The sequence below is a fragment of the Mesorhizobium sp. C264A genome, assembly GCF_040324515.1.
In the GTDB taxonomy this organism is placed as follows: domain Bacteria; phylum Pseudomonadota; class Alphaproteobacteria; order Rhizobiales; family Rhizobiaceae; genus Mesorhizobium.
Genome location: NZ_JAMYVY010000001.1, coordinates 3,296,048 through 3,313,162 on the forward strand (window position 1 = coordinate 3,296,048; position 17,115 = coordinate 3,313,162).

General features: G+C 63.0%; 20 protein-coding genes and 1 pseudogene. 7 read left to right on the forward strand and 14 right to left on the reverse strand.

The features are described from left to right. Position 1: 1 nt before the first annotated feature. The 7 genes from NKL04_RS16245 to NKL04_RS16275 form a co-directional block, all read right to left on the reverse strand. Positions 2 to 433, reverse strand: coding sequence for a DUF1801 domain-containing protein (locus NKL04_RS16245; RefSeq protein WP_023701995.1), 432 nt, complete (start codon positions 431 to 433; stop codon positions 2 to 4). A 13-nt stretch (positions 434 to 446) separates the two neighbouring features. Beyond that, on the reverse strand, positions 447 to 905 hold the full coding sequence (locus tag NKL04_RS16250; protein WP_023701996.1) for a DUF1801 domain-containing protein: 459 nt from the start codon (positions 903 to 905) through the stop codon (positions 447 to 449). Positions 906 to 908: 3 nt separating this feature from the next. Then, complete coding sequence (locus NKL04_RS16255; protein WP_023701997.1) at positions 909 to 1,130, reverse strand: hypothetical protein; 222 nt, start codon at positions 1,128 to 1,130, stop codon at positions 909 to 911. Positions 1,131 to 1,155: 25 nt separating this feature from the next. Then, the gene (locus NKL04_RS16260; protein ID WP_023668397.1) at positions 1,156 to 1,548 is read right to left on the reverse strand and encodes a VOC family protein; all 393 of its coding nucleotides are present in this window, start codon (positions 1,546 to 1,548) and stop codon (positions 1,156 to 1,158) included. 57 nt (positions 1,549 to 1,605) lie between these two features. Next, positions 1,606 to 2,031: an SRPBCC family protein gene (locus NKL04_RS16265; protein ID WP_023701998.1), complete on the reverse strand. Its 426-nt coding sequence runs from the start codon at positions 2,029 to 2,031 to the stop codon at positions 1,606 to 1,608. After that, on the reverse strand, positions 2,028 to 2,351 hold the full coding sequence (locus NKL04_RS16270; protein WP_023701999.1) for an ArsR/SmtB family transcription factor: 324 nt from the start codon (positions 2,349 to 2,351) through the stop codon (positions 2,028 to 2,030). Before NKL04_RS16270 ends, NKL04_RS16265 begins: the two co-directional genes overlap by 4 nt. 199 nt (positions 2,352 to 2,550) lie before the next feature. Further along, complete coding sequence (locus NKL04_RS16275; protein ID WP_023702000.1) at positions 2,551 to 3,282, reverse strand: hypothetical protein; 732 nt, start codon at positions 3,280 to 3,282, stop codon at positions 2,551 to 2,553. Positions 3,283 to 3,410: 128 nt separating this feature from the next. On the opposite strand from NKL04_RS16275, the gene thrC reads away from it, so the two are divergent. The 4 genes and pseudogenes from thrC (at position 3,411) to NKL04_RS16295 (ending at position 9,617) form a co-directional block, all read left to right on the forward strand. Further along, positions 3,411 to 4,808: a threonine synthase gene (gene thrC / locus NKL04_RS16280; RefSeq protein WP_352723856.1), complete on the forward strand. Its 1,398-nt coding sequence runs from the start codon at positions 3,411 to 3,413 to the stop codon at positions 4,806 to 4,808. A gap of 14 nt (positions 4,809 to 4,822) precedes the next feature. Next, on the forward strand, positions 4,823 to 6,115 hold the full coding sequence (locus NKL04_RS16285) for a M16 family metallopeptidase (RefSeq protein WP_023668402.1): 1,293 nt from the start codon (positions 4,823 to 4,825) through the stop codon (positions 6,113 to 6,115). 14 nt (positions 6,116 to 6,129) lie between these two features. Continuing rightward, entirely contained in the window at positions 6,130 to 6,726 is a 597-nt protein-coding gene (locus NKL04_RS16290; RefSeq protein WP_023668403.1) for a GNAT family N-acetyltransferase, read from the forward strand. Between the two features lie 3 nt (positions 6,727 to 6,729). Beyond that, positions 6,730 to 9,617 (forward strand): annotated as a pseudogene (locus NKL04_RS16295) (EAL domain-containing protein). A 196-nt stretch (positions 9,618 to 9,813) separates the two neighbouring features. On the opposite strand, the gene NKL04_RS16300 reads toward NKL04_RS16295, so the two are convergent. Next, positions 9,814 to 10,422, reverse strand: a complete 609-nt coding sequence (locus NKL04_RS16300) for a YqgE/AlgH family protein (RefSeq protein WP_023668405.1) — start codon at positions 10,420 to 10,422, stop codon at positions 9,814 to 9,816. 215 nt (positions 10,423 to 10,637) lie between these two features. On the opposite strand from NKL04_RS16300, the gene NKL04_RS16305 reads away from it, so the two are divergent. The 3 genes from NKL04_RS16305 (at position 10,638) to NKL04_RS16315 (ending at position 12,605) form a co-directional block, all read left to right on the forward strand. Continuing rightward, positions 10,638 to 11,444 carry a protein-disulfide reductase DsbD domain-containing protein gene (locus NKL04_RS16305; RefSeq protein ID WP_023702005.1) on the forward strand — a complete coding sequence of 269 codons (807 nt, stop codon included), beginning with the start codon at positions 10,638 to 10,640 and terminating at the stop codon, positions 11,442 to 11,444. Positions 11,445 to 11,555: 111 nt separating this feature from the next. After that, entirely contained in the window at positions 11,556 to 12,038 is a 483-nt protein-coding gene (locus NKL04_RS16310) for a peroxiredoxin (RefSeq protein ID WP_023702006.1), read from the forward strand. Positions 12,039 to 12,125: 87 nt separating this feature from the next. After that, the gene (locus NKL04_RS16315; RefSeq protein WP_023702007.1) at positions 12,126 to 12,605 is read left to right on the forward strand and encodes a DUF2938 domain-containing protein; all 480 of its coding nucleotides are present in this window, start codon (positions 12,126 to 12,128) and stop codon (positions 12,603 to 12,605) included. Between the two features lie 72 nt (positions 12,606 to 12,677). Here NKL04_RS16315 and NKL04_RS16320 read toward each other — a convergent pair whose 3' ends face one another. From NKL04_RS16320 to NKL04_RS16345, 6 genes are all read right to left on the reverse strand, one after another. Next, positions 12,678 to 13,262, reverse strand: a complete 585-nt coding sequence (locus NKL04_RS16320; RefSeq protein ID WP_023702008.1) for a histidine phosphatase family protein — start codon at positions 13,260 to 13,262, stop codon at positions 12,678 to 12,680. 30 nt (positions 13,263 to 13,292) lie between these two features. Continuing rightward, positions 13,293 to 13,829 (reverse strand): ribonuclease HI, encoded by a 537-nt coding sequence (gene rnhA / locus NKL04_RS16325; protein WP_023702009.1) that lies wholly within the window; start codon positions 13,827 to 13,829, stop codon positions 13,293 to 13,295. Next, positions 13,826 to 14,788: a homoserine kinase gene (locus NKL04_RS16330; RefSeq protein WP_023702010.1), complete on the reverse strand. Its 963-nt coding sequence runs from the start codon at positions 14,786 to 14,788 to the stop codon at positions 13,826 to 13,828. The genes rnhA and NKL04_RS16330 overlap by 4 nt, the downstream gene beginning before the upstream one ends. Before the next feature lie 7 nt (positions 14,789 to 14,795). Beyond that, on the reverse strand, positions 14,796 to 15,806 hold the full coding sequence (ispH, locus tag NKL04_RS16335) for a 4-hydroxy-3-methylbut-2-enyl diphosphate reductase (protein ID WP_023692071.1): 1,011 nt from the start codon (positions 15,804 to 15,806) through the stop codon (positions 14,796 to 14,798). Between the two features lie 163 nt (positions 15,807 to 15,969). Further along, positions 15,970 to 16,725: an SURF1 family protein gene (locus NKL04_RS16340; protein ID WP_023702011.1), complete on the reverse strand. Its 756-nt coding sequence runs from the start codon at positions 16,723 to 16,725 to the stop codon at positions 15,970 to 15,972. Beyond that, positions 16,722 to 17,108: a DUF983 domain-containing protein gene (locus tag NKL04_RS16345; RefSeq protein WP_023685423.1), complete on the reverse strand. Its 387-nt coding sequence runs from the start codon at positions 17,106 to 17,108 to the stop codon at positions 16,722 to 16,724. Before NKL04_RS16345 ends, NKL04_RS16340 begins: the two co-directional genes overlap by 4 nt. Between the last annotated feature and the right edge of the window lie 7 nt (positions 17,109 to 17,115).

Here is a 17,115-nt window from a genome sequence, read left to right on the forward strand (position 1 = left end):
ATCAGTCCTTGGCTTTGGCCGATTTGGCCGGTTTCTTCTTTGCCCTGTTGTAGGCAATCGCGGCACGGACGAGCGCTTTCAGCGCATCCGCATCGATCTCGTCGCCCTCCGACACATCGATGGCGCGCCACACCTTGCCGTTGAGCCCGTTGTTGAACAGCCTGTTGGGATCCGGCAGGCTGGCGCCGTGAGAAAAGGTCAGCTTCACCTTGTCCTTGTGAGCGTTGCCGACGGCGATCATGCCGTCGCGTGACCATACCGGGCTGCCCATCCACTTCCACTCCTCGATGATTTCCGGGTCGGCGTCGAGGATGGTCTTGCGCAGGCTCGCCAACGTCTTGCCCCGCCAATCGTCCAGCTCCCGGATTCGGGCATCTATCCGCTCGGAGGCAGAGGCGCCTCCCTCGTCCATGCTCGACATGCTGATCTTCATGGTCTGCCTCCGTTCACATCTTCTCGCCGGGCAATCGGCTGGCCTGCTTCACCCAGGAGGCGAAGCGGGCTTCGTCGATCTCTTCGCCTTCATGGATGTCGAGATAGCGCACTTCCTTTTGCCTGGAACAGCCGGGAGGCGCAGGATCGAGCGACGTGCCGCGAAAGAAGGCGACTTTGACGCATCTGGTGAAGCAATGCAGGCTGAGGAACCAACCCTCGCCCTCGATGCCATAGAACGGTGAGTTCCACTTCACCGCCTTGTAGACGCCGGGGACGGCGCTGACGATAAGTGCGTCGATCCGGCGCCCGACATCGCTTTTCCAGCCCGGCATGGCAGCAATATATGCCTGCACCGGAGCGTCCCCATAGGCCTTCGGGATCTGCGGGTTGCCGCCCGAAAGCAGGACCGGCCTTTCCGGCTTGTCTGGGGCCAGTTTTGCGACCTTCGATTTTCCCGGCGCCTTGGCCATGTCTTACCCTTGCGCGCCCTGCTCGCCACGCGATTTCGCGACGTAAGGCAGCACGAACATATAGAGGCCGCTGAACAGCAGCAGGAATAGCGGCAGCAGCGGCGAATAGACCACCCAGGCCGGAGGTTGCCCGAACGCCATGGTGATGAAATTGGCTGCCACGGTCAGCGTGAAGATGATCGACAGCCAACGATGGGTTTGACGTATCCATTTGCTCAAGTTCATTGCAACTTCCTCTTGAAACCAGCGCCTACCAACGCGCCAGTTGGGTGATCTGGATGAGATTGCCGCAGCTGTCGTTGAGCTGGGCGATGGTCGAGCCGGTCACTTCTGTCGGCGCCATGGCGAACGCACCGCCGCGTCCCTTGATGCGCTCGTAATCACCCTTGACGTCGTCGGTGAACAGCATGAGCGCGGGCTGCCCCTGCTTGAAGATGGCCTGCTGGTAGGCCTTGGCGGCCGGGTTGTCGTTGAGCGCCAACTGTAGCTCGGCTCCCTCGGGCTCATCGGGTGAGATGACGGTCAGCCAACGAAAAGGCCCATTGCTGAAGTCGGCCTTCACAGCAAAGCCCAGCACGTCGGTGTAGAAGCGCAGTGCGTTGTCCTGGTTGTCCACATAGACGCTGGTCAGCTTGATCTTCATCGATTTGTCCTTTTTGCATTCGGTGGCCCAGCGATCAGGGCATGGTACCGGCAGGCTTCAATCCGGCTTCGCCAGAAGCTGCTCCAGCTTGGTGAGGAATTGCTGCCACCCGGCCCTGGCTCCGCCATAGGCCTGCTTCTGGCTCGGATGGAAACCCGACTGCTCGACGCGCAGATGGGTCCCCTTGCTGGTGGGCGTGAGCGTGAACGTCACCACGCTCTTCAGATTGTAGGCGGCATCCTCATGCGCAAAATCCCAGCTGTAGGACAGCGTCCTGCCTTGCTCGACGGCGAGGACCTCGCAATCGAGCACGCCGCCCCAGTCGCCGCGAAGATTGAAGCTGTGGCCGACGACAGGCTTGAAATCGTTCTTCATGAGCCATTCCTCCATCAGATGCGGCTGCGTCAACGCGCGCCAGATCTTCTCCGCCGGCCAGGATATTTCACGTTCGACGACGACGGTGCGCAGCTCGGGATTGCTCACTGGTCCATCCTTTTCAGCAGGTTCTCGAGGTCATCGAAGCGGCTCTCCCAGAATCCTGTCATTTGAACTGTCCAGTCGGTCAGCGGACCAAGTGCCGCGGGCTGCGCGCTGTAGTGGGTCTGGCGTCCGGCGTGGCGATCACGCACCAGGCCGGCCAGCTTCAGGACGCCGAGATGCTTCGACACCGCCGGTTGCGAGACACCGGACTGCGCCGTCAGCGCCCCTACGGTCTGCTCACCTTGGCGGCAAAGGCGCTCGAAGATAGCCCGCCGCGTCGGGTCGGCAAGCGTTCTGAAGAGAGTATCGTGGGTGTCTGGCATCGGGATCAATAACCTGCGAGCTATTGATTGACGTATAACCGCCGGGCTATGGATGAGTCAAGTGCGCTGGCGGAATGGATCGAGATTAAAGGCAGACGCGACCTGCCCGCAGGCGCACACCTGCAGGATTCGGATCGGATCGTTTGGATCTTTCAAAGAGTTGACCGGCACCGTCGCAGCAGCGACGGCGCCCAGGCGCTTAGTTCGTCGCGGGAGCGCGCTTCTTTTTCTTGCCGGACTTCTTGTCCGCCGCCGCCGGCGCAGTATCGTCATAGCCGGCATAGACAGTGTAATCCCGGGCGGAGGGTTCGGGCACGACGACGTTGGAATCGGTGAACACGAACTGGGTGGCGGTCGAGGGATCGCTGACCTGGATCTGATAGGGGTGAATTTGCGAATAAAGCACGTCGGGGCCGTGCATGACTGCAATGCGGATCGGCATGGTGATGGTGCCGGGGGCGAACAGCGGTCCCGGCACGATCTTGCCGGCAACCCCAACCTTCATCGTCAACTGGCCGTTGGCACGGCTGCAATCGCGGCTCACATCGCTGATCGAGGCCTGGTAGATGATCTTGGCCGGATCCTTGTTCGGATCTACGATGGAGCCGTCAGGCGCCGTCTGCGCGGCGGCAGCGGCCTCGGCATCCTGTGCCGCATCAGCCTTTTTCTTTTTCGGCTGCGGCGCGCCCTTGGCGTAGGTATTGAAGTACGCGGTGCCGTCACGCACCGTCACTTTCGGGCAGTAGGCCTGCAACTGGCTGGCGAGAACCTTGGGATCCTGCGGCGGTATTGGCGCATTCGGGTCGGTCTTCTTGCCGAAACCGAGATTGAGGATGCCATTGTCGCTCGATTGGCAACCGGCGGCGGCAAGCATAAAGCCGGTGAGCGCCAGACCCGCGACAAAGCGACGGTTGAATTTATGAAACGCCATGAAACTGCACTTCCCTCTCGCAAAGTTGGTGACGTATAGCAACGCCACGGCAAAAATGCGACTGAGCCGGCTCGGAAAATTAACCAATTGCCGTGGATGAAACCGGCGGCAGCAATGGACCTTTGACGATGCGCTATGTGAGTACCCGCGGGGATGCGCCCGTGCTTGGATTTGCCGATGCGGTGCTGGCGGGGCTGGCCCGCGACGGCGGGCTTTATGTGCCGCAGACATGGCCGCAGATTTCGGCAGCCGAGATCCGCGCCATGCGCGGCCTGCCCTATGCGGATCTCGCCATCCGCGTGCTGACGCCGTTCCTCGGCGGCGAGATCGCCGCACCCGTCTTCGAGCGCCTGGTGCGCGAAGCCTATGCCACCTTCCGCCACCAGGCCGTCTGCCCGCTGGTGCAGACCGGCGCCAACACCTTCATCCTCGAGCTCTTCCACGGTCCGACGCTGGCCTTCAAGGACGTTGCCATGCAGCTGCTTGCCCGGCTGATGGACCATGTACTGGCCGAGCGCGGCCAGCGCGCCACCATCGTCGGCGCAACCTCGGGTGACACTGGTGGCGCCGCCATCGATGCCTTCGCCGGCCGCGACCGAACTGACATTTTCGTGATGTTCCCGCATGGCCGCGTCTCGCCGGTGCAGCAGCGGCAGATGACGACATCGACGGCCGCCAACGTCCAGGCCCTGGCCATCGAAGGCAATTTCGACGATTGCCAGGGCCTGCTGAAGGATATGTTCAACGATCATGGTTTTCGTGATCGCGTGTGGCTATCGGGCGTTAATTCTATCAACTGGGCCCGCATCATGGCCCAGATCGTCTATTATTTTTCCTCGGCGCTTTCGCTCGGCGCGCCGGACAGGCCGGTCTCCTTTACCGTGCCGACCGGCAATTTCGGCGATATTTTCGCCGGTTACGCCGCCAAGAAGATGGGCCTGCCGATCGAGCGGCTGATCGTCGCCACCAACGACAACGACATATTGGCGCGCACTTTCGCGACCGGTGAATACCGCACCAAGGGTGTGTTTGCGACGACGTCGCCGTCGATGGACATCCAGGTATCGTCGAACTTCGAGCGGCTGCTGTTCGAGGCCTGCGACCGTAACGCAGAGACGGTGCGGCGTTACATGGCCGGCCTCAAGCAATCCGGCGCCTTCACCGTCGAAACCGCGGAAATCGACCGGATGCGGTCCGAATTCGACGCCGGACGCGCCGATATGGACGAGGTTGCAGCCACCATTCGCTCGACGCTCGAATCCAGCAATTATCTGCTCGATCCGCACACGGCCGCGGCCGTGCATGTCGCCGCCGGCAAGGCCGACGGTGCAGTGCCGATGGTGGTGCTGGGCACGGCGCACCCGGCCAAGTTTCCGGCCGCCGTCGAAGCCGCGTGCGGCGTGTCGCCGGCCCTGCCCGCATGGCTGGGGTCCTTGATGTCAGCCGACGAAAAGTACACGGTACTTCCATCCGACCTGAAAATGGTGGAAGATTACGTGAGCCGCCACTCAAGGGCAGCGCGTTAGGGAGTACTTGCTATATGGGTGTTGAGGTAAGCCGTCTGTCGAACGGCCTGACAGTCGCCACCGAAACCCTTCCAAGCCTCGAATCCGTTGCCCTTGGCGCCTGGGTCAAGTCCGGCGCCCGCAATGAGCGTGACGACGAGCACGGAATGGCCCATCTGCTCGAGCATATGGCCTTCAAGGGTACGAAAAGGCGGACGGCCTTCGAGATCGCCTCGGAAATCGAGGATGTCGGCGGCGAGATCAATGCCGCCACATCAGTCGAGACGACGTCCTATTACGCCAGGGTGCTGTCCGACGATGTGCCGCTGGCGGTGGATATCCTTGCCGATATCCTGCAGGAGTCCGAATTCGACCCGGAGGAACTGGAGCGCGAGCAGCATGTGATCCTGCAGGAGATCGGCGCCGCGCACGACACGCCCGACGACATCGTCTTCGACCGTTTCACCGAGACCGCCTTCCGCCACCAGACGATCGGCCGCTCGATCCTCGGCACGCCGGAAACCGTCAAATCCTTCACCTCCAAACAGCTGCATGATTTCATCGAGCGCCAGTATGGCGCCGAGAAGATGGTGATCGTGGCGGCAGGCGACATTAAGCACGACAATTTCGTGCGCGAGGTCGAAAAGCAGCTCGGTGGTTTCCGCAGCAAGTCCGACAGCACGATGCCGCAATATGCGCAGTATGTCGGCGGCGATTTCCGCGAGGATCGCGACCTGATGGACGCGCAGATCGTGCTCGGCTTCGAAGGCCGAGCCTATCATGTGCGCGATTTCTACGCTTCGCAGGTGCTGTCGATGATCCTCGGCGGCGGCATGTCGTCCCGGCTGTTCCAGGAGGTCCGCGAAAAGCGTGGCCTGTGCTATTCGGTCTATGCCTTCCACTGGGGTTTTTCCGATACCGGCATCTTCGGCGTTCATGCCGCGACCGGGCAGAGCGACATTGCCGAACTGGTTCCGGTCATTATCGACGAGCTGCAGAAGGCCGGCGAGAATATCCTTCAGGAAGAGCTCGACCGCGCCCGCGCGCAATACCGCGCCGGCCTGATCATGTCGGCTGAAAGCCCGGCCAGCCGCGCCTCGCAGATCGCCAGGCAGCTGCTTCTGTTCGGCCGGCCGATCGCCAAGGAGGAGTTGATGGAACGGCTGTCGGCGCTGACCGTCGAGCGGCTGACCGACCTTTCGTCCCGGCTGTTTTCGACCAAGCCGACGCTGACCGCGGTTGGACCGGTGGGTACGCTCGCGCCCTATGAGGCGATTCTCGATTCGCTTGCGGGCACGCACACCACGGCCCGCAAGCTCGCCGTCTAAGCCTTCAAGCGCCGGTGTTCGCGCTCCCTTTCTTTCGCCGTGACCTGCCGGCACTGAAAGGCGACCGGGTCATGCTGCGCGTGCCCTACACCAACGACTATCGCGAATGGTCAGCGGTGCGCGGCGAAAGCCGTGCCTTCCTCGAACCGTGGGAGCCGCGCTGGACGCCCGATGAACTCGACCGCACCGCCTGGCGGCTGCGCATCGGCCGCTACCGCGAAGACTATGCGCAGGGAACCGCCATCGCCTTCTTCATCTTCGAGAAGGCGAGCGGCAAGCTTGCCGGCGGCATTACGCTCGGCAATATCCGCCACGGCGTCTCGCAAAGCGGCCATGTCGGCTACTGGATCGGGGAGCGGTTCGGCGGCCGCGGCCTGATGACCGACGCGGTCAAGGTGGTCTGCCGCTTCGCCTTCGATACGCTGAGGTTGCACCGGATCGAAGCTGCCTGTATTCCCGACAATGTCCGGTCGATCCGCGTGCTTGAAAAAGCCGGATTCCGGCGCGAAGGACTTCTGCGATCCTACCTCAGGATCAACGGCATCTGGCAGGACCACTACCTCTACGCCCGGATCGCGGACGATCCGCCGGGCGCTGGAACGAAGGACTGATTTTTGACGAATTTCCTGCGAAACGGGTCGCTGTTGGCCTTTGTTCTGGCGGCTGCCGTCGCGCTTTGCGCGGCGCTCCCGGCCTTCGCCGTCGAACCGATCAAGATTGCCCGCGACGATGTCGCGCTCGACCTGTCGCGCGCCGTCGAGATCTACCGCAACCAGGGCGAAAACTTCCAGGTGTCGACCGCACCCGGCCCCGATGGCATCGTCCGGCGCATCGAGGTCGAGGCCAATGACGCGCGCTCGAGCGGCGACTGGGCGGTGTTCGCGCTCGCCAACACCACCGACCAGCAGCTCGACCGGCTGATCGTGGCGCCGCATTTCCGGCTGGTGAATTCCGGCATCTTCTGGCCCGATCTCGGCGCCACCCGCATCGCCGCGATCACCCCCAGCGAGGGCTTCGCGCTCGACCGCCAGTCAAGCTCCGACGCCGACGTGTTCCGGGTGACGCTGAACCCGGGAACGGTGATCACCTTCATCGCCGAACTCGCCTCGCCGAAGCTGCCGCAGGTCTATCTATGGGAGCCGGAAGCCTACAAGGACTCGGTCAATTCCTATACGCTGTTCCGCGGCATCGTCATCGGCATCGCCGGGCTGCTGGCGCTCTTCCTGACCATCCTTTTCGTCGTCAAGGGAACCTCGATGTTTCCGGCGACAGCCGCACTTGCGTGGGCGGTACTTGCCTATATCTGCGTCGATTTCGGCTTTCTAAACAAGATCATAGAGATATCGCCCGGGAACGAGCAGATGTGGCGGGCGGGAACGGAGGTGGCGCTTGCGGCGACCTTCGTGGTGTTCCTGTTCGCCTATCTCAACCTCAACCGGTGGCACGGCCATTTCAGCTATGGCGCGCTGGTCTGGATCCTCGGTCTGGTGCTGATTGCGGGTGTGGCCATCATCGATCCGGCCGTCGCCGCCGGTATTGCCCGGCTGTCCTTTGCCGCCACCGCGCTGACCGGGCTCGGCCTCATCATCCTGCTCGGTCTTCGTGGTTACGACCGTGCGATCATGCTGGTGCCCAGTTGGGTGATGGTGCTGCTATGGCTGTGCGGGTCGTGGATGGCGATCACCGGCATGCTCGACAACGACATCGCCCAGCCGGCATTGGGCGGCGGGCTGATCCTGATCATCCTTTTGATCGGCTTCACCGTCATGCAGCATGCCTTTGCCGGCGGCGCGCTGCATCAGGGCCTGTTCTCCGATCTCGAGCGCCAGGCGCTGGCCGTCGCCGGCTCCGGCGACACGGTGTGGGACTGGGACGTGCTGCGCGACCGCGTCGTCACCAAGCCCGACGTCAGCATCCAGCTTGGCCTCGCTCCCAACAGCCTGGGGGTGCTGCCCGCAACTGGCTGCCGGTGCTGCATGCCGACGACCGCGACACGTTCCGCACCACGCTCGACGTGGTGCTCGAACATCGGCGCGGCCGGGTCTCGCAGAATTTCCGCCTGCGCGGCGCCGACGGGCACTACCACTGGTTCTTGCTTCGGGCGCGGCCGGTGATCGGCTCGGACGGCGAAGTGATTCGCTGCGTCGGCACCATGGTCGACGTTACCGAGCAGAAAAAGTCCGAGGAAAGGCTGCTGCACGATGCCGTTCACGACAATCTGACCGGCCTGCCCAACCGCGAACTTCTGATGAACCGGCTGGAAGCCATCATCTCGATCGCGCGCACCGAAGAGAAGGTGCGCCCCACCGTCTTCGTCATCGACATCGACCGTTTCAAGCAGGTCAATGACGGGCTTGGCATCTCGGCCGGCGACACCATCCTGCTCACCATTGCGCGCCGCTTGCACCGGCTGTTGAAACCGAAGGATTCGCTGTCGCGCTTTGCCGGTGACCAGTTCGCCCTGATGCTGCTCTCCGAACAGGAACCCTCCCGCATCGCGGCGGTGGCAGACGCCATCAAGCACGCCATCAACAACCCGATCACCTTCGCCAAGCGCGAGATCGTGCTGACCGCCTCGATCGGCCTGATCACCTGGACCTCGGCGCAGACTTCGGCAGAAGACATGGTCAAGGACGCCGAGCTTGCCATGCACCAGGCCAAGCGCTTCGGCGGCGACAGGATCGAGCCGTTCCGGCCGGCCTTCCGCACCGTCGGCACCGACCGGCTGCAATTCGAATCCGATCTGCGCCGCGCCATCGAGCGGCGCGAATTCACCCTTGCCTACCAGCCGATCGTGCGGCTGGAGGACGGCAGCATTGCCGGCTTCGAAGCGCTGCTGCGTTGGGACCATCCGCGCCGCGGCATGATCCCGCCCGGCGATTTCATCCCGGTCGCCGAAAGCTGTGGCCTGATCGTGCAGCTTGGGCTGTTTGCCATGCAGCAGGCGGCCGAAGACCTCGCCGGTTGGCAAAAGCAGATCGGCGACACGCCGCTGTCAGTGTCGGTCAATCTGTCCAGTCGCCAGCTGATCCGCCGCGACCTGGTCAGCGATGTCCGCTCGGTCATCGCGCGCGCCAATCTGAAGCCGCGCTGCTTCCGGCTCGAACTTACCGAATCGCTGGTCATGGACAATCCAGAGCAAACCTCGCATGTGCTGACCAAGCTCAAGCAGCTCGGCATCGGCCTGTCGCTGGACGATTTCGGCACCGGCTATTCCTCGCTCGCCTATCTGACCCGCTTCCCCTTCGACACCATCAAGATCGACAAGAGCTTCGTCGACGACGCGACGCCGAAGCGGGCGGTGCTGCTCAAATCCATGGTCAACATGGCGCATGAACTCGGCCTGTCGGTGGTGGCCGAGGGCATTTCCGACGAAAGCGATGCGCTGGAATTGCGCCAGATGGGCTGCGAATATGTGCAAAGCTTCATGTTCGGCGCGCCGATGCCAGGCGACCAGGTGCTGAAGGCGTTGAAAGAGCAGTACCCGATGACGCAGGCGTGATGGGTGAGGCATGCGTCGTGCAGGCGCGTGGTTACATTGGAATGAACCCCGAAAATTAGCTGAAGCGACCGCGCCTTCGTCATCCTGGGGCGAAGCAAGGAGCGCAGCGACGCAGCGCAGACCCTAGGATGACGAAAGTGGCGGGCGGCTTCGGCTAGTCGCGAAGGTTCGGCGGAACGTCGGCGAAGGCGAGGCCTCAGGCGTGCCCCGCGGCCAGGCTCAAATGCGCCAGATCAATCCCGATCGATGCCAGGATGCGGTCGTACTTCCGCTCGATGTCGGCGTCGAACAGCAGCTCCGGCGTGGCCGGACAGGTCAGCCAGCCATTCTCGGCGATCTCGGTTTCCAGCTGGCCGGCGCCCCAGCCGGAATAGCCGAGCGCCATCAATGCGCGCCGCGGGCCGCGGCCGGACGAGATGGCGCGCAATATGTCGACCGTCGCGGTCAGGCAGATATCGTCGGAGACGGTGAGCGAGGATTCCACCCGGTAGTCGCCCGAGTGCAGGACGAAGCCGCGGCTGCGGTCGACGGGGCCGCCATTGCGCACGACGAAGTCGCGAGCCTGCGCCGGCAGCCTGATCGCCTCCTGCTCGTTCATGATGCCGAGCTGCACCAGAAGATCGGGAAACAGCATCTGCTGCGTCTGGTTGATGATCAGGCCCATGGCGCCTTCATCGCTGTGCGCGCAGATGTAGATGACCGAGCGCGTGAAGCGATCGTCCTTCATGCCGGGCATGGCAATCAGGAACTGGTCGTCAAGAAAGCCGCGTCCACCGGCTGTCTTTTTGTGGCGCAACAAGTCCATGGACTGGAGCGTAACGCGTTTCCGGGACGCCGAAAAGATGCGCCGCGTGCGATTCGGCCAAAGCCCAACGGTTGGAACAACGGAATCTTGACTGCGAACTTCACTCGGCCGATTGCTTGAAGCCAACTGTTCCTTGCCCGAAGGTCACGCAAATATGATACGCAGAGCGCCATGAAAACATTGCGCGGCCATGAACTGACGATCAAATCAACGCCATGCAAAGCTTGAAAATCCTGCTGCTCGGTATTGCTATCGGATGCGGAGCAGTCCTGCCCGCCGCCGCCTCCTCGTCGGAATGGTACAACAGCGAAGGCGGCAAGGTGCGGCTGGTGACAACAGGCAAGGCCGACGAGGCCGGTCGCATACAGGGCGTGCTCGACATCGCGCTCAAGCCCGGCTGGAAAACTTATTGGCGCGATCCGGGCGACGCCGGCGTGCCGCCGCAGATCGACGTTTCGGCCAGCACCAACATCACCGATGCGGCGTTTTCCTTCCCGCCGCCGCAGCGCCATGACGACGGCTACGGCAAATGGGCCGGCTACAACCATCCGGTCTCGCTGCCGGTGACATTCACTTTGTCGTCGCCTGGGGATGCGGCCGTCATCGATGCCGACATCTTTCTTGGCATCTGCGAGACGATCTGTATTCCGGTGCAGACGCGGCTGAGCGTCGATCCCGCCGCCGATCCCGACAATGCCGAGGATGCGGCGCTGGTGAAGGCTGCACTCGCCACCTTGCCCGCGCCTGCCAAGCCCGATTTCGGGATCAAGGTGCTGCCGGGCGACCATGAGACGCTGATGGTCGAGGCGACTTTTCCCGGAGATCCGGAGGCGGCGGATTTATTCATCGCCGGGGGACGCGATTATATGTTCGGGGCGCCTGCACGCAGCGAAAAGGACGGCCGGCTGGTATTTACCATTCCGATCCTCGACCGGCCGTCGACGACACCGACCGATGGCGGGTTGTATTACACCCTGACAAGTGCCGAAGGCGCGGTCGAGGGCGTTCTGCCGTTCCCCTGATACCGAACCCGATCCGGGCTTTCCCTTGATCCAGGCCTTGTCGGCGGTTGCGGGAGATGCCCGATTTCGCTATCGCAAGAAACCTTCCCTGCTTTTCACACGAGGACCATCATGACGATTGCCGTTGGCGACAAACTGCCCGATGCGACCTTCAAGGAAATGACCGCCGACGGCGCCAAGGTGATCACCTCGGCCGAGATTTTCGCGGGCAAGAAGGTCGTGCTGTTCGGTGTTCCAGGCGCCTTCACGCCGACCTGCAGCAACAATCATCTGCCGGGCTATCTTGAGAACCACGATGCCATCCTGGCCCGCGGCGTCGACACCATCGCCGTCGTGTCGGTCAACGATGTCCATGTCATGGGCGCCTGGGCGAATTTCACCGGCGGTCAAGGCAAGATCCTCTATCTCGCCGACGGCAATGGCGACTTCGCCAAGTCGATCGGCCTCGACTCCGACTATTCCAGCGGCGGCATGGGATTGCGCTCGAAGCGCTTCTCGATGGTCGTCGACAACGGCAAGGTCACGGCGCTCAATGTCGAGACCAAGCCAGGAGTCGACACATCGGGTGCCGCTCACATTCTGAGCCAGCTCTAAACCGCAGCGGCCGCGTCGGCTCATGAACGCCATGGCCTGACGACCACGCGCTTCCAGCCGGATTGCCTGCTTTGGGGGACATCGACGATGTTTGACATCATCTGGCGCAGCATTGCGATTGGCATCGGCGCCACGGTGCTGATGGATCTTTGGGCGCTGTTCCTGCATCTGGCGCTCAGCCAGCCGCGGCCGAACTGGGGGCCGCCCGGCCGCTGGGTCTGGCACCTTAGGGAAGGCAAGGTTTTCCACAACGATATCGCCCAAGCCGCACCCTATGCGCATGAGCAGGCGCTGGGCTGGGCTTTCCACTATGTCACCGGCATCGTCTACGGCTTCATCCTGGTGGCGCTGGTGGGCACGGCATGGCTGGACGCGCCGACCTTCCTGCCGGCCTTCATCCTCGGCATGGTCACCATCGGCGCCGGCTGGTTCCTGCTGGCGCCCGGCATGGGCGCCGGCTGGGCTGCCTCAAAGCGCCCCAACGCGATGCAGATCCGCGCCTTCAATGTGATCTCGCACACGGTGTTCGCGCTCGGCCTCTACGGCACGGCCCTGCTGATCCGCTGAGGACAGGTTCTATCCGCTGGTCGCGCGCGGCTTCATCGCCGCTACGGTGTCGATGATCTCCTGACATCCGCTTTAGCGCGGCGCCAGACTGTCTATCGGCCGCCATCCGTGGACGACGCGGCGCGTGCCGACATCATAGGCGAAGTAATTGCCGCCGCCGGCCGGCTGATCCGCCTCGCGGCTGATTGCGCGGCCGCTGAGCGCGAGCAGCAGCAATGTTCCGACGCCGCCATGGCCGACGAAGGCAATGTCGCCGCCATCGGCAGCACCCAGCACCGTTTCGACCTCGCTGACAATGCGTTGCTGGGCGTCGATGGCCCGTTCCCAGCCGCGAATGCTTTTGTGCGGATTGGCGAAGAACTGGTCGGCGACCGCCTCGAACTCCGGCGGCGGCAGGAAGCCGGTTGCCGACCGATCGTTCTCATGCATGCGCTCCTTCACCTCGACCGCGAGGCCGAGGTGTTTGCCAAGGATCTCGGCGGTTTCGATCGCCTTGCGCTCGGCCGACGAGACGACACGGCGGATCGATCCGACCCATGGCTGATCGAGCATGGCTGATGCTCGCGCTCGTCCGATCTCGGACAGCCCCCAGTGCGGCACGGGAACGTTGGCATCGATCTGAACCTGGGGATGGGTGATGTAGTATACGATCGGCATGAGTGAGATCCCCTTGCCGATAGCTTGAGCTCAATAGCTTTGGGTCGAGCGCCGTGCCCGTGGCGCCGGCTGTTTCTCGGATGCCGCCGGCTTCAGCGCCACTTTCGGCGCCGCAGGTTTGGCTGAGCCCCTCTTGAACGGCGCCATACCTTCCCTTGCGAGTTCGTCGGCGCGTTCGTTCTCGGTGTGGCCGGCATGGCCCTTGACCCAGTTCCAGGTCACCTTGTGGCGCCGATTGGCCTCATCCAGCGCCTGCCACAGTTCACCGTTCTTGACCGGCTTCTTGTCGGCGGTCTTCCAGCCGTTTTTCTTCCAGCCGTGGATCCATTTGGAGATACCGTCCATGACATATTTGCTGTCGGTGTGAAGCTCGACGGCGCACGACTCCTTCAGCGCATTCAGCGCCGAGATGGCGGCCAGCAGCTCCATACGGTTATTGGTCGTCTCGGCCTCGCCGCCCGACAATTCCTTGGTCTTGCCGTTGAAGCGCAGGATGGCGCCCCAGCCGCCGGGACCGGGATTGCCCGAGCAGGCACCGTCGGTGAAGATTTCGACCTGCTTGGTCATGTCAGTCCGTATTCCGAAGGCGACTTGATCGCGCGGTGGAAGCGCATGCGGCGGATATATTCGGTCGGATCGCGCTTCATGACCAGCCCGCCGTCGGGAACGGTCAGCCAGTCATAGAGCCGGGTCAGCATGAAGCGCAGCGCCGAGCCGCGCGAAAGCATCGGCAGCGCTGCTTTCTCGCCCTCGCTCAAAGGTCGCACGCTCTGATAGCCGGCCAGCAGCGCCGTGCCTTTGGTCAGGTTGAAGGAGAAATCCTTCTCGAAACACCAGGCGTTGAGACAGGTGGCGACGTCATAGGCGTAGAGGTCGTGGCAGGCGAAATAGAAGTCGATGAGGCCGGACAGTTTCTCGCCGAGGAAGAAGACATTGTCGGGAAACAGATCGGCATGGATGATGCCTGCCGGCAGGCCCTGCGGCCAATGGCGTTCGAAATCCGCGAAATCCGCGTCGACCTCGGCCGCCAGTCCCGGCTCGACCTCGTCGGCTCGGTCGCGCGAGGCATTCCAGAGTTTGCGCCAGCCCTCGATGGCGAGCGCGTTGTCACGCGTCATCGCAAAATCCTGGCCGGCGAGATGCAGGGCGGCGAGCGCCTTGCCGACCTCCGCGCAATGCGCCGCTGTCGGCCGCCGCAGCGACAGGCCTTCGAGGAAGGTGATGATGACCGCGGGACGGCCGGCCAGCGTGCCGATGACGGTGCCGTCATGCGCGGTCACCGGCAGCGGACAGGAAATGCCTTTGCGGGCGAGATGGCCCATCAGGCCGAGGAAGAACGGCAGGTCGGCCTTGTCGACGCGCTTCTCGTAGAGCGTCAGTATGTAAGAGCCGCTTGAGGTGTGCAGCAGGAAATTCGAATTCTCCGTGCCTTCGGCGATACCCTTGTAGGACAAGAGTTCGCCGACTGGATATGCCCTCAGGAACGCGCCGAGTTCGCCCTCATTGACGTCGGTGTAGACCGCCATGGGCTGTTCACGCGGCTCCGTTGACGAAGGCCATGTCGGCCCGCGTCAGTTCGACATCGCGCAGAACCCGCATGACTGGAAAATCCTCCGTTTCGGTGGCCGTGATCGCCAGGTCGATGTTCACCTCGAAGCGCTGGCGGAAGGCGTCGATGATCTCGTCGACGATGATCTCCGGCGCCGACGCGCCGGCAGACAGGCCGAGCGTCGATATATTTGTGATGTCATTCCACGGAATTTCGGCGGCGCGCTGTACGAGAAGCGACATGGTGGCGCCGGCGCGCTCCGCCACTTCGACAAGACGGCGCGAATTGGAGGAATTGGGCGCACCGACGATCAGATAGAGATCGGCGCCGGCGGCGGTTTCCTTGACCGCTTCCTGGCGGTTGGTGGTGGCGTAGCAGATCGATTCGGCGGCCGGTGCATGCAGTTGCGGGAAGCGCTCCTGCAGCACCCGCAATATGCCGGCAGTGTCTTCGACCGACAACGTTGTCTGGCTTACGAAGCCGAGCGCTTCCGGGTCGGCGGGGGCAAAGGTCCCAGCGTCGGCTTCGGTCTCGATCAGCGTGACGGCGCCTTCAGCCAGTTGGCCCATGGTGCCGATCACTTCGGGATGGCCGGCATGGCCGATCAGAAGCACATGGCGGCCGAGCCGCTGATGGCGCATCGCCTGCTTGTGCACCTTGGACACCAGCGGGCAGGTGGCGTCGAGATAGAAGAGCTCGCGTGCCTTGGCGTCGGCCGGCACCGATTTCGGCACGCCGTGGGCCGAGAAGACAACCGGCGACTTGCGGTGCTCGGCCGGGATTTCAGAGAGTTCCTCGATGAAAACCGCGCCAAGGCTTTGCAGGCCCTCGACGACATAGCGGTTGTGCACGATCTCGTGGCGGACATAGACCGGCGCGCCGTATTTCTTCAACGCCAGCACGACGATCTGGATCGCGCGGTCGACACCGGCGCAAAAGCCGCGCGGCTGGCAGAGCCGGATCGTCAGCGGTGGTTTTGTGGCGGTCTGCAGCATGATTCCAGATCGGTTGATCGTATCGTGACGCGAAATGAGGTGTGCACCCCTGCCCTGTCAAGGGCAGTTGAGATCAGGTTGAATGGTCAGCCTGATCTAACTCTTTGTTGGAGCATGATCTTGTCCGAAAACCGGTTCCCACTTTTCGGGATGATGCTCTGGATCATTCAGTCTTTGCCGGACGGCGCAGCCTGACGATCAGAACCGCGGCAAGAGCCGCCGCCAGGCCATACCAGGTGAAGGCATATTGCAGATGAGAGTTCGGCAGGTCGATGATGGTGACGCCGCCGACCGGCAGCCCGCCCGGGTTCGGCGTCTTGTCGGCGTCGATGAAGATCGGCACCAGCACGGCACCGGCCGGCAGGCCGGCACTCGCCGCCATGACGTCACGATCCTTCCAATAGAAGATGTTCTTGGCCATGTCATTGTCGGGCAGCATCATCGACGGCTTGGCCGGCAGCGGGTTGCGCGCCAGGCCGGTGACCGTGACCTTGCCGGTCACCTGCCCTTGCGGGCGCTTGGCGGCATCCTTGAGATCATAGGGAACGAAGCCGCGGTTGATCAGGACATAGCGGCCATCGTCGAGGGCCAGCGGGGTATAGACGTTGAAGCCGGCGTCGCCGTCCCAGGTGGCGTAGAAATGCCGCTCGCCGGAGTGCAGGAACGTCCCGCTGACGGTGACCGGCGTGTAGTCGACATCACCGGTTGCGGCGAATTCCTTCTCGACGTCCGCCAGCGGCTGCGGCGCTGAATGGGTGCGCTGGTCGATGGTCTGCAGAAGGGCTTCCTTCCAGTACAGGCGCTGCACCTGCCATGTGCCAAGCCCGAGCAGGATGACGAACACCACCAGGCCGAGGCCGAGCAGCAATGCCGTCTTCGGCCGCGAGCGGCCGGCGGGCTTGGTCAGCGCCTCGCTCATTGCCCCTGGTCCAGGCGGCCTTCGGCCGCCTTGTTGGCGTATTGAAGCGTCAGCAGCACCCCCTTGATCAACCTCAGCGCCGTCAGGCACAGTCCCACGGCCAGCGGTATCCAGATGATGAAATGCAGCCAGAGCGGCGGGCTCAGCGTCACCTCCACCCACAGCGCCAGCCCGACGACGATGAAGCCGATGATCAGGATGACGAACACCGCCGGGCCGTCGCCGGCATCGGCGTAGGAATAGTCGAGGCCGCAATTGTTGCAGCGCTTGCCGACGGTGAGGAAGCCGGAAAACAGCCGTCCTTCGCCGCAGCGCGGGCAGCGTCCGTGCAGGCCGGCCGAGATCGGCTCGATGGGTGGCCAGATCGCCCTATCTTCACTCATGGATAGT

Bases quoted from the DNA above. Each gene is read 5' to 3' on its own strand.
- NKL04_RS16315 (WP_023702007.1), top strand. From the start codon at position 12,126: ATGTTTGACATCATCTGGCGCAGCATTGCGATTGGCATCGGCGCCACG.
- NKL04_RS16300 (WP_023668405.1), bottom strand. From the start codon at position 10,422: ATGGACTTGTTGCGCCACAAAAAGACAGCCGGTGGACGCGGCTTTCTT.
- NKL04_RS16250 (WP_023701996.1), bottom strand. From the start codon at position 905: ATGGCCAAGGCGCCGGGAAAATCGAAGGTCGCAAAACTGGCCCCAGAC.
- NKL04_RS16330 (WP_023702010.1), bottom strand. From the start codon at position 14,788: ATGGCGGTCTACACCGACGTCAATGAGGGCGAACTCGGCGCGTTCCTG.
- NKL04_RS16320 (WP_023702008.1), bottom strand. From the start codon at position 13,262: ATGCCGATCGTATACTACATCACCCATCCCCAGGTTCAGATCGATGCC.
- NKL04_RS16270 (WP_023701999.1), bottom strand. From the start codon at position 2,351: ATGCCAGACACCCACGATACTCTCTTCAGAACGCTTGCCGACCCGACG.
- NKL04_RS16245 (WP_023701995.1), bottom strand. From the start codon at position 433: ATGAAGATCAGCATGTCGAGCATGGACGAGGGAGGCGCCTCTGCCTCC.
- NKL04_RS16305 (WP_023702005.1), top strand. From the start codon at position 10,638: ATGCAAAGCTTGAAAATCCTGCTGCTCGGTATTGCTATCGGATGCGGA.
- ispH (WP_023692071.1), bottom strand. From the start codon at position 15,806: ATGCTGCAGACCGCCACAAAACCACCGCTGACGATCCGGCTCTGCCAG.
- rnhA (WP_023702009.1), bottom strand. From the start codon at position 13,829: ATGACCAAGCAGGTCGAAATCTTCACCGACGGTGCCTGCTCGGGCAAT.
- NKL04_RS16345 (WP_023685423.1), bottom strand. From the start codon at position 17,108: ATGAGTGAAGATAGGGCGATCTGGCCACCCATCGAGCCGATCTCGGCC.
- NKL04_RS16340 (WP_023702011.1), bottom strand. From the start codon at position 16,725: ATGAGCGAGGCGCTGACCAAGCCCGCCGGCCGCTCGCGGCCGAAGACG.
- NKL04_RS16275 (WP_023702000.1), bottom strand. From the start codon at position 3,282: ATGGCGTTTCATAAATTCAACCGTCGCTTTGTCGCGGGTCTGGCGCTC.
- NKL04_RS16255 (WP_023701997.1), bottom strand. From the start codon at position 1,130: ATGAACTTGAGCAAATGGATACGTCAAACCCATCGTTGGCTGTCGATC.
- NKL04_RS16260 (WP_023668397.1), bottom strand. From the start codon at position 1,548: ATGAAGATCAAGCTGACCAGCGTCTATGTGGACAACCAGGACAACGCA.
- thrC (WP_352723856.1), top strand. From the start codon at position 3,411: ATGCGCTATGTGAGTACCCGCGGGGATGCGCCCGTGCTTGGATTTGCC.
- NKL04_RS16285 (WP_023668402.1), top strand. From the start codon at position 4,823: ATGGGTGTTGAGGTAAGCCGTCTGTCGAACGGCCTGACAGTCGCCACC.
- NKL04_RS16310 (WP_023702006.1), top strand. From the start codon at position 11,556: ATGACGATTGCCGTTGGCGACAAACTGCCCGATGCGACCTTCAAGGAA.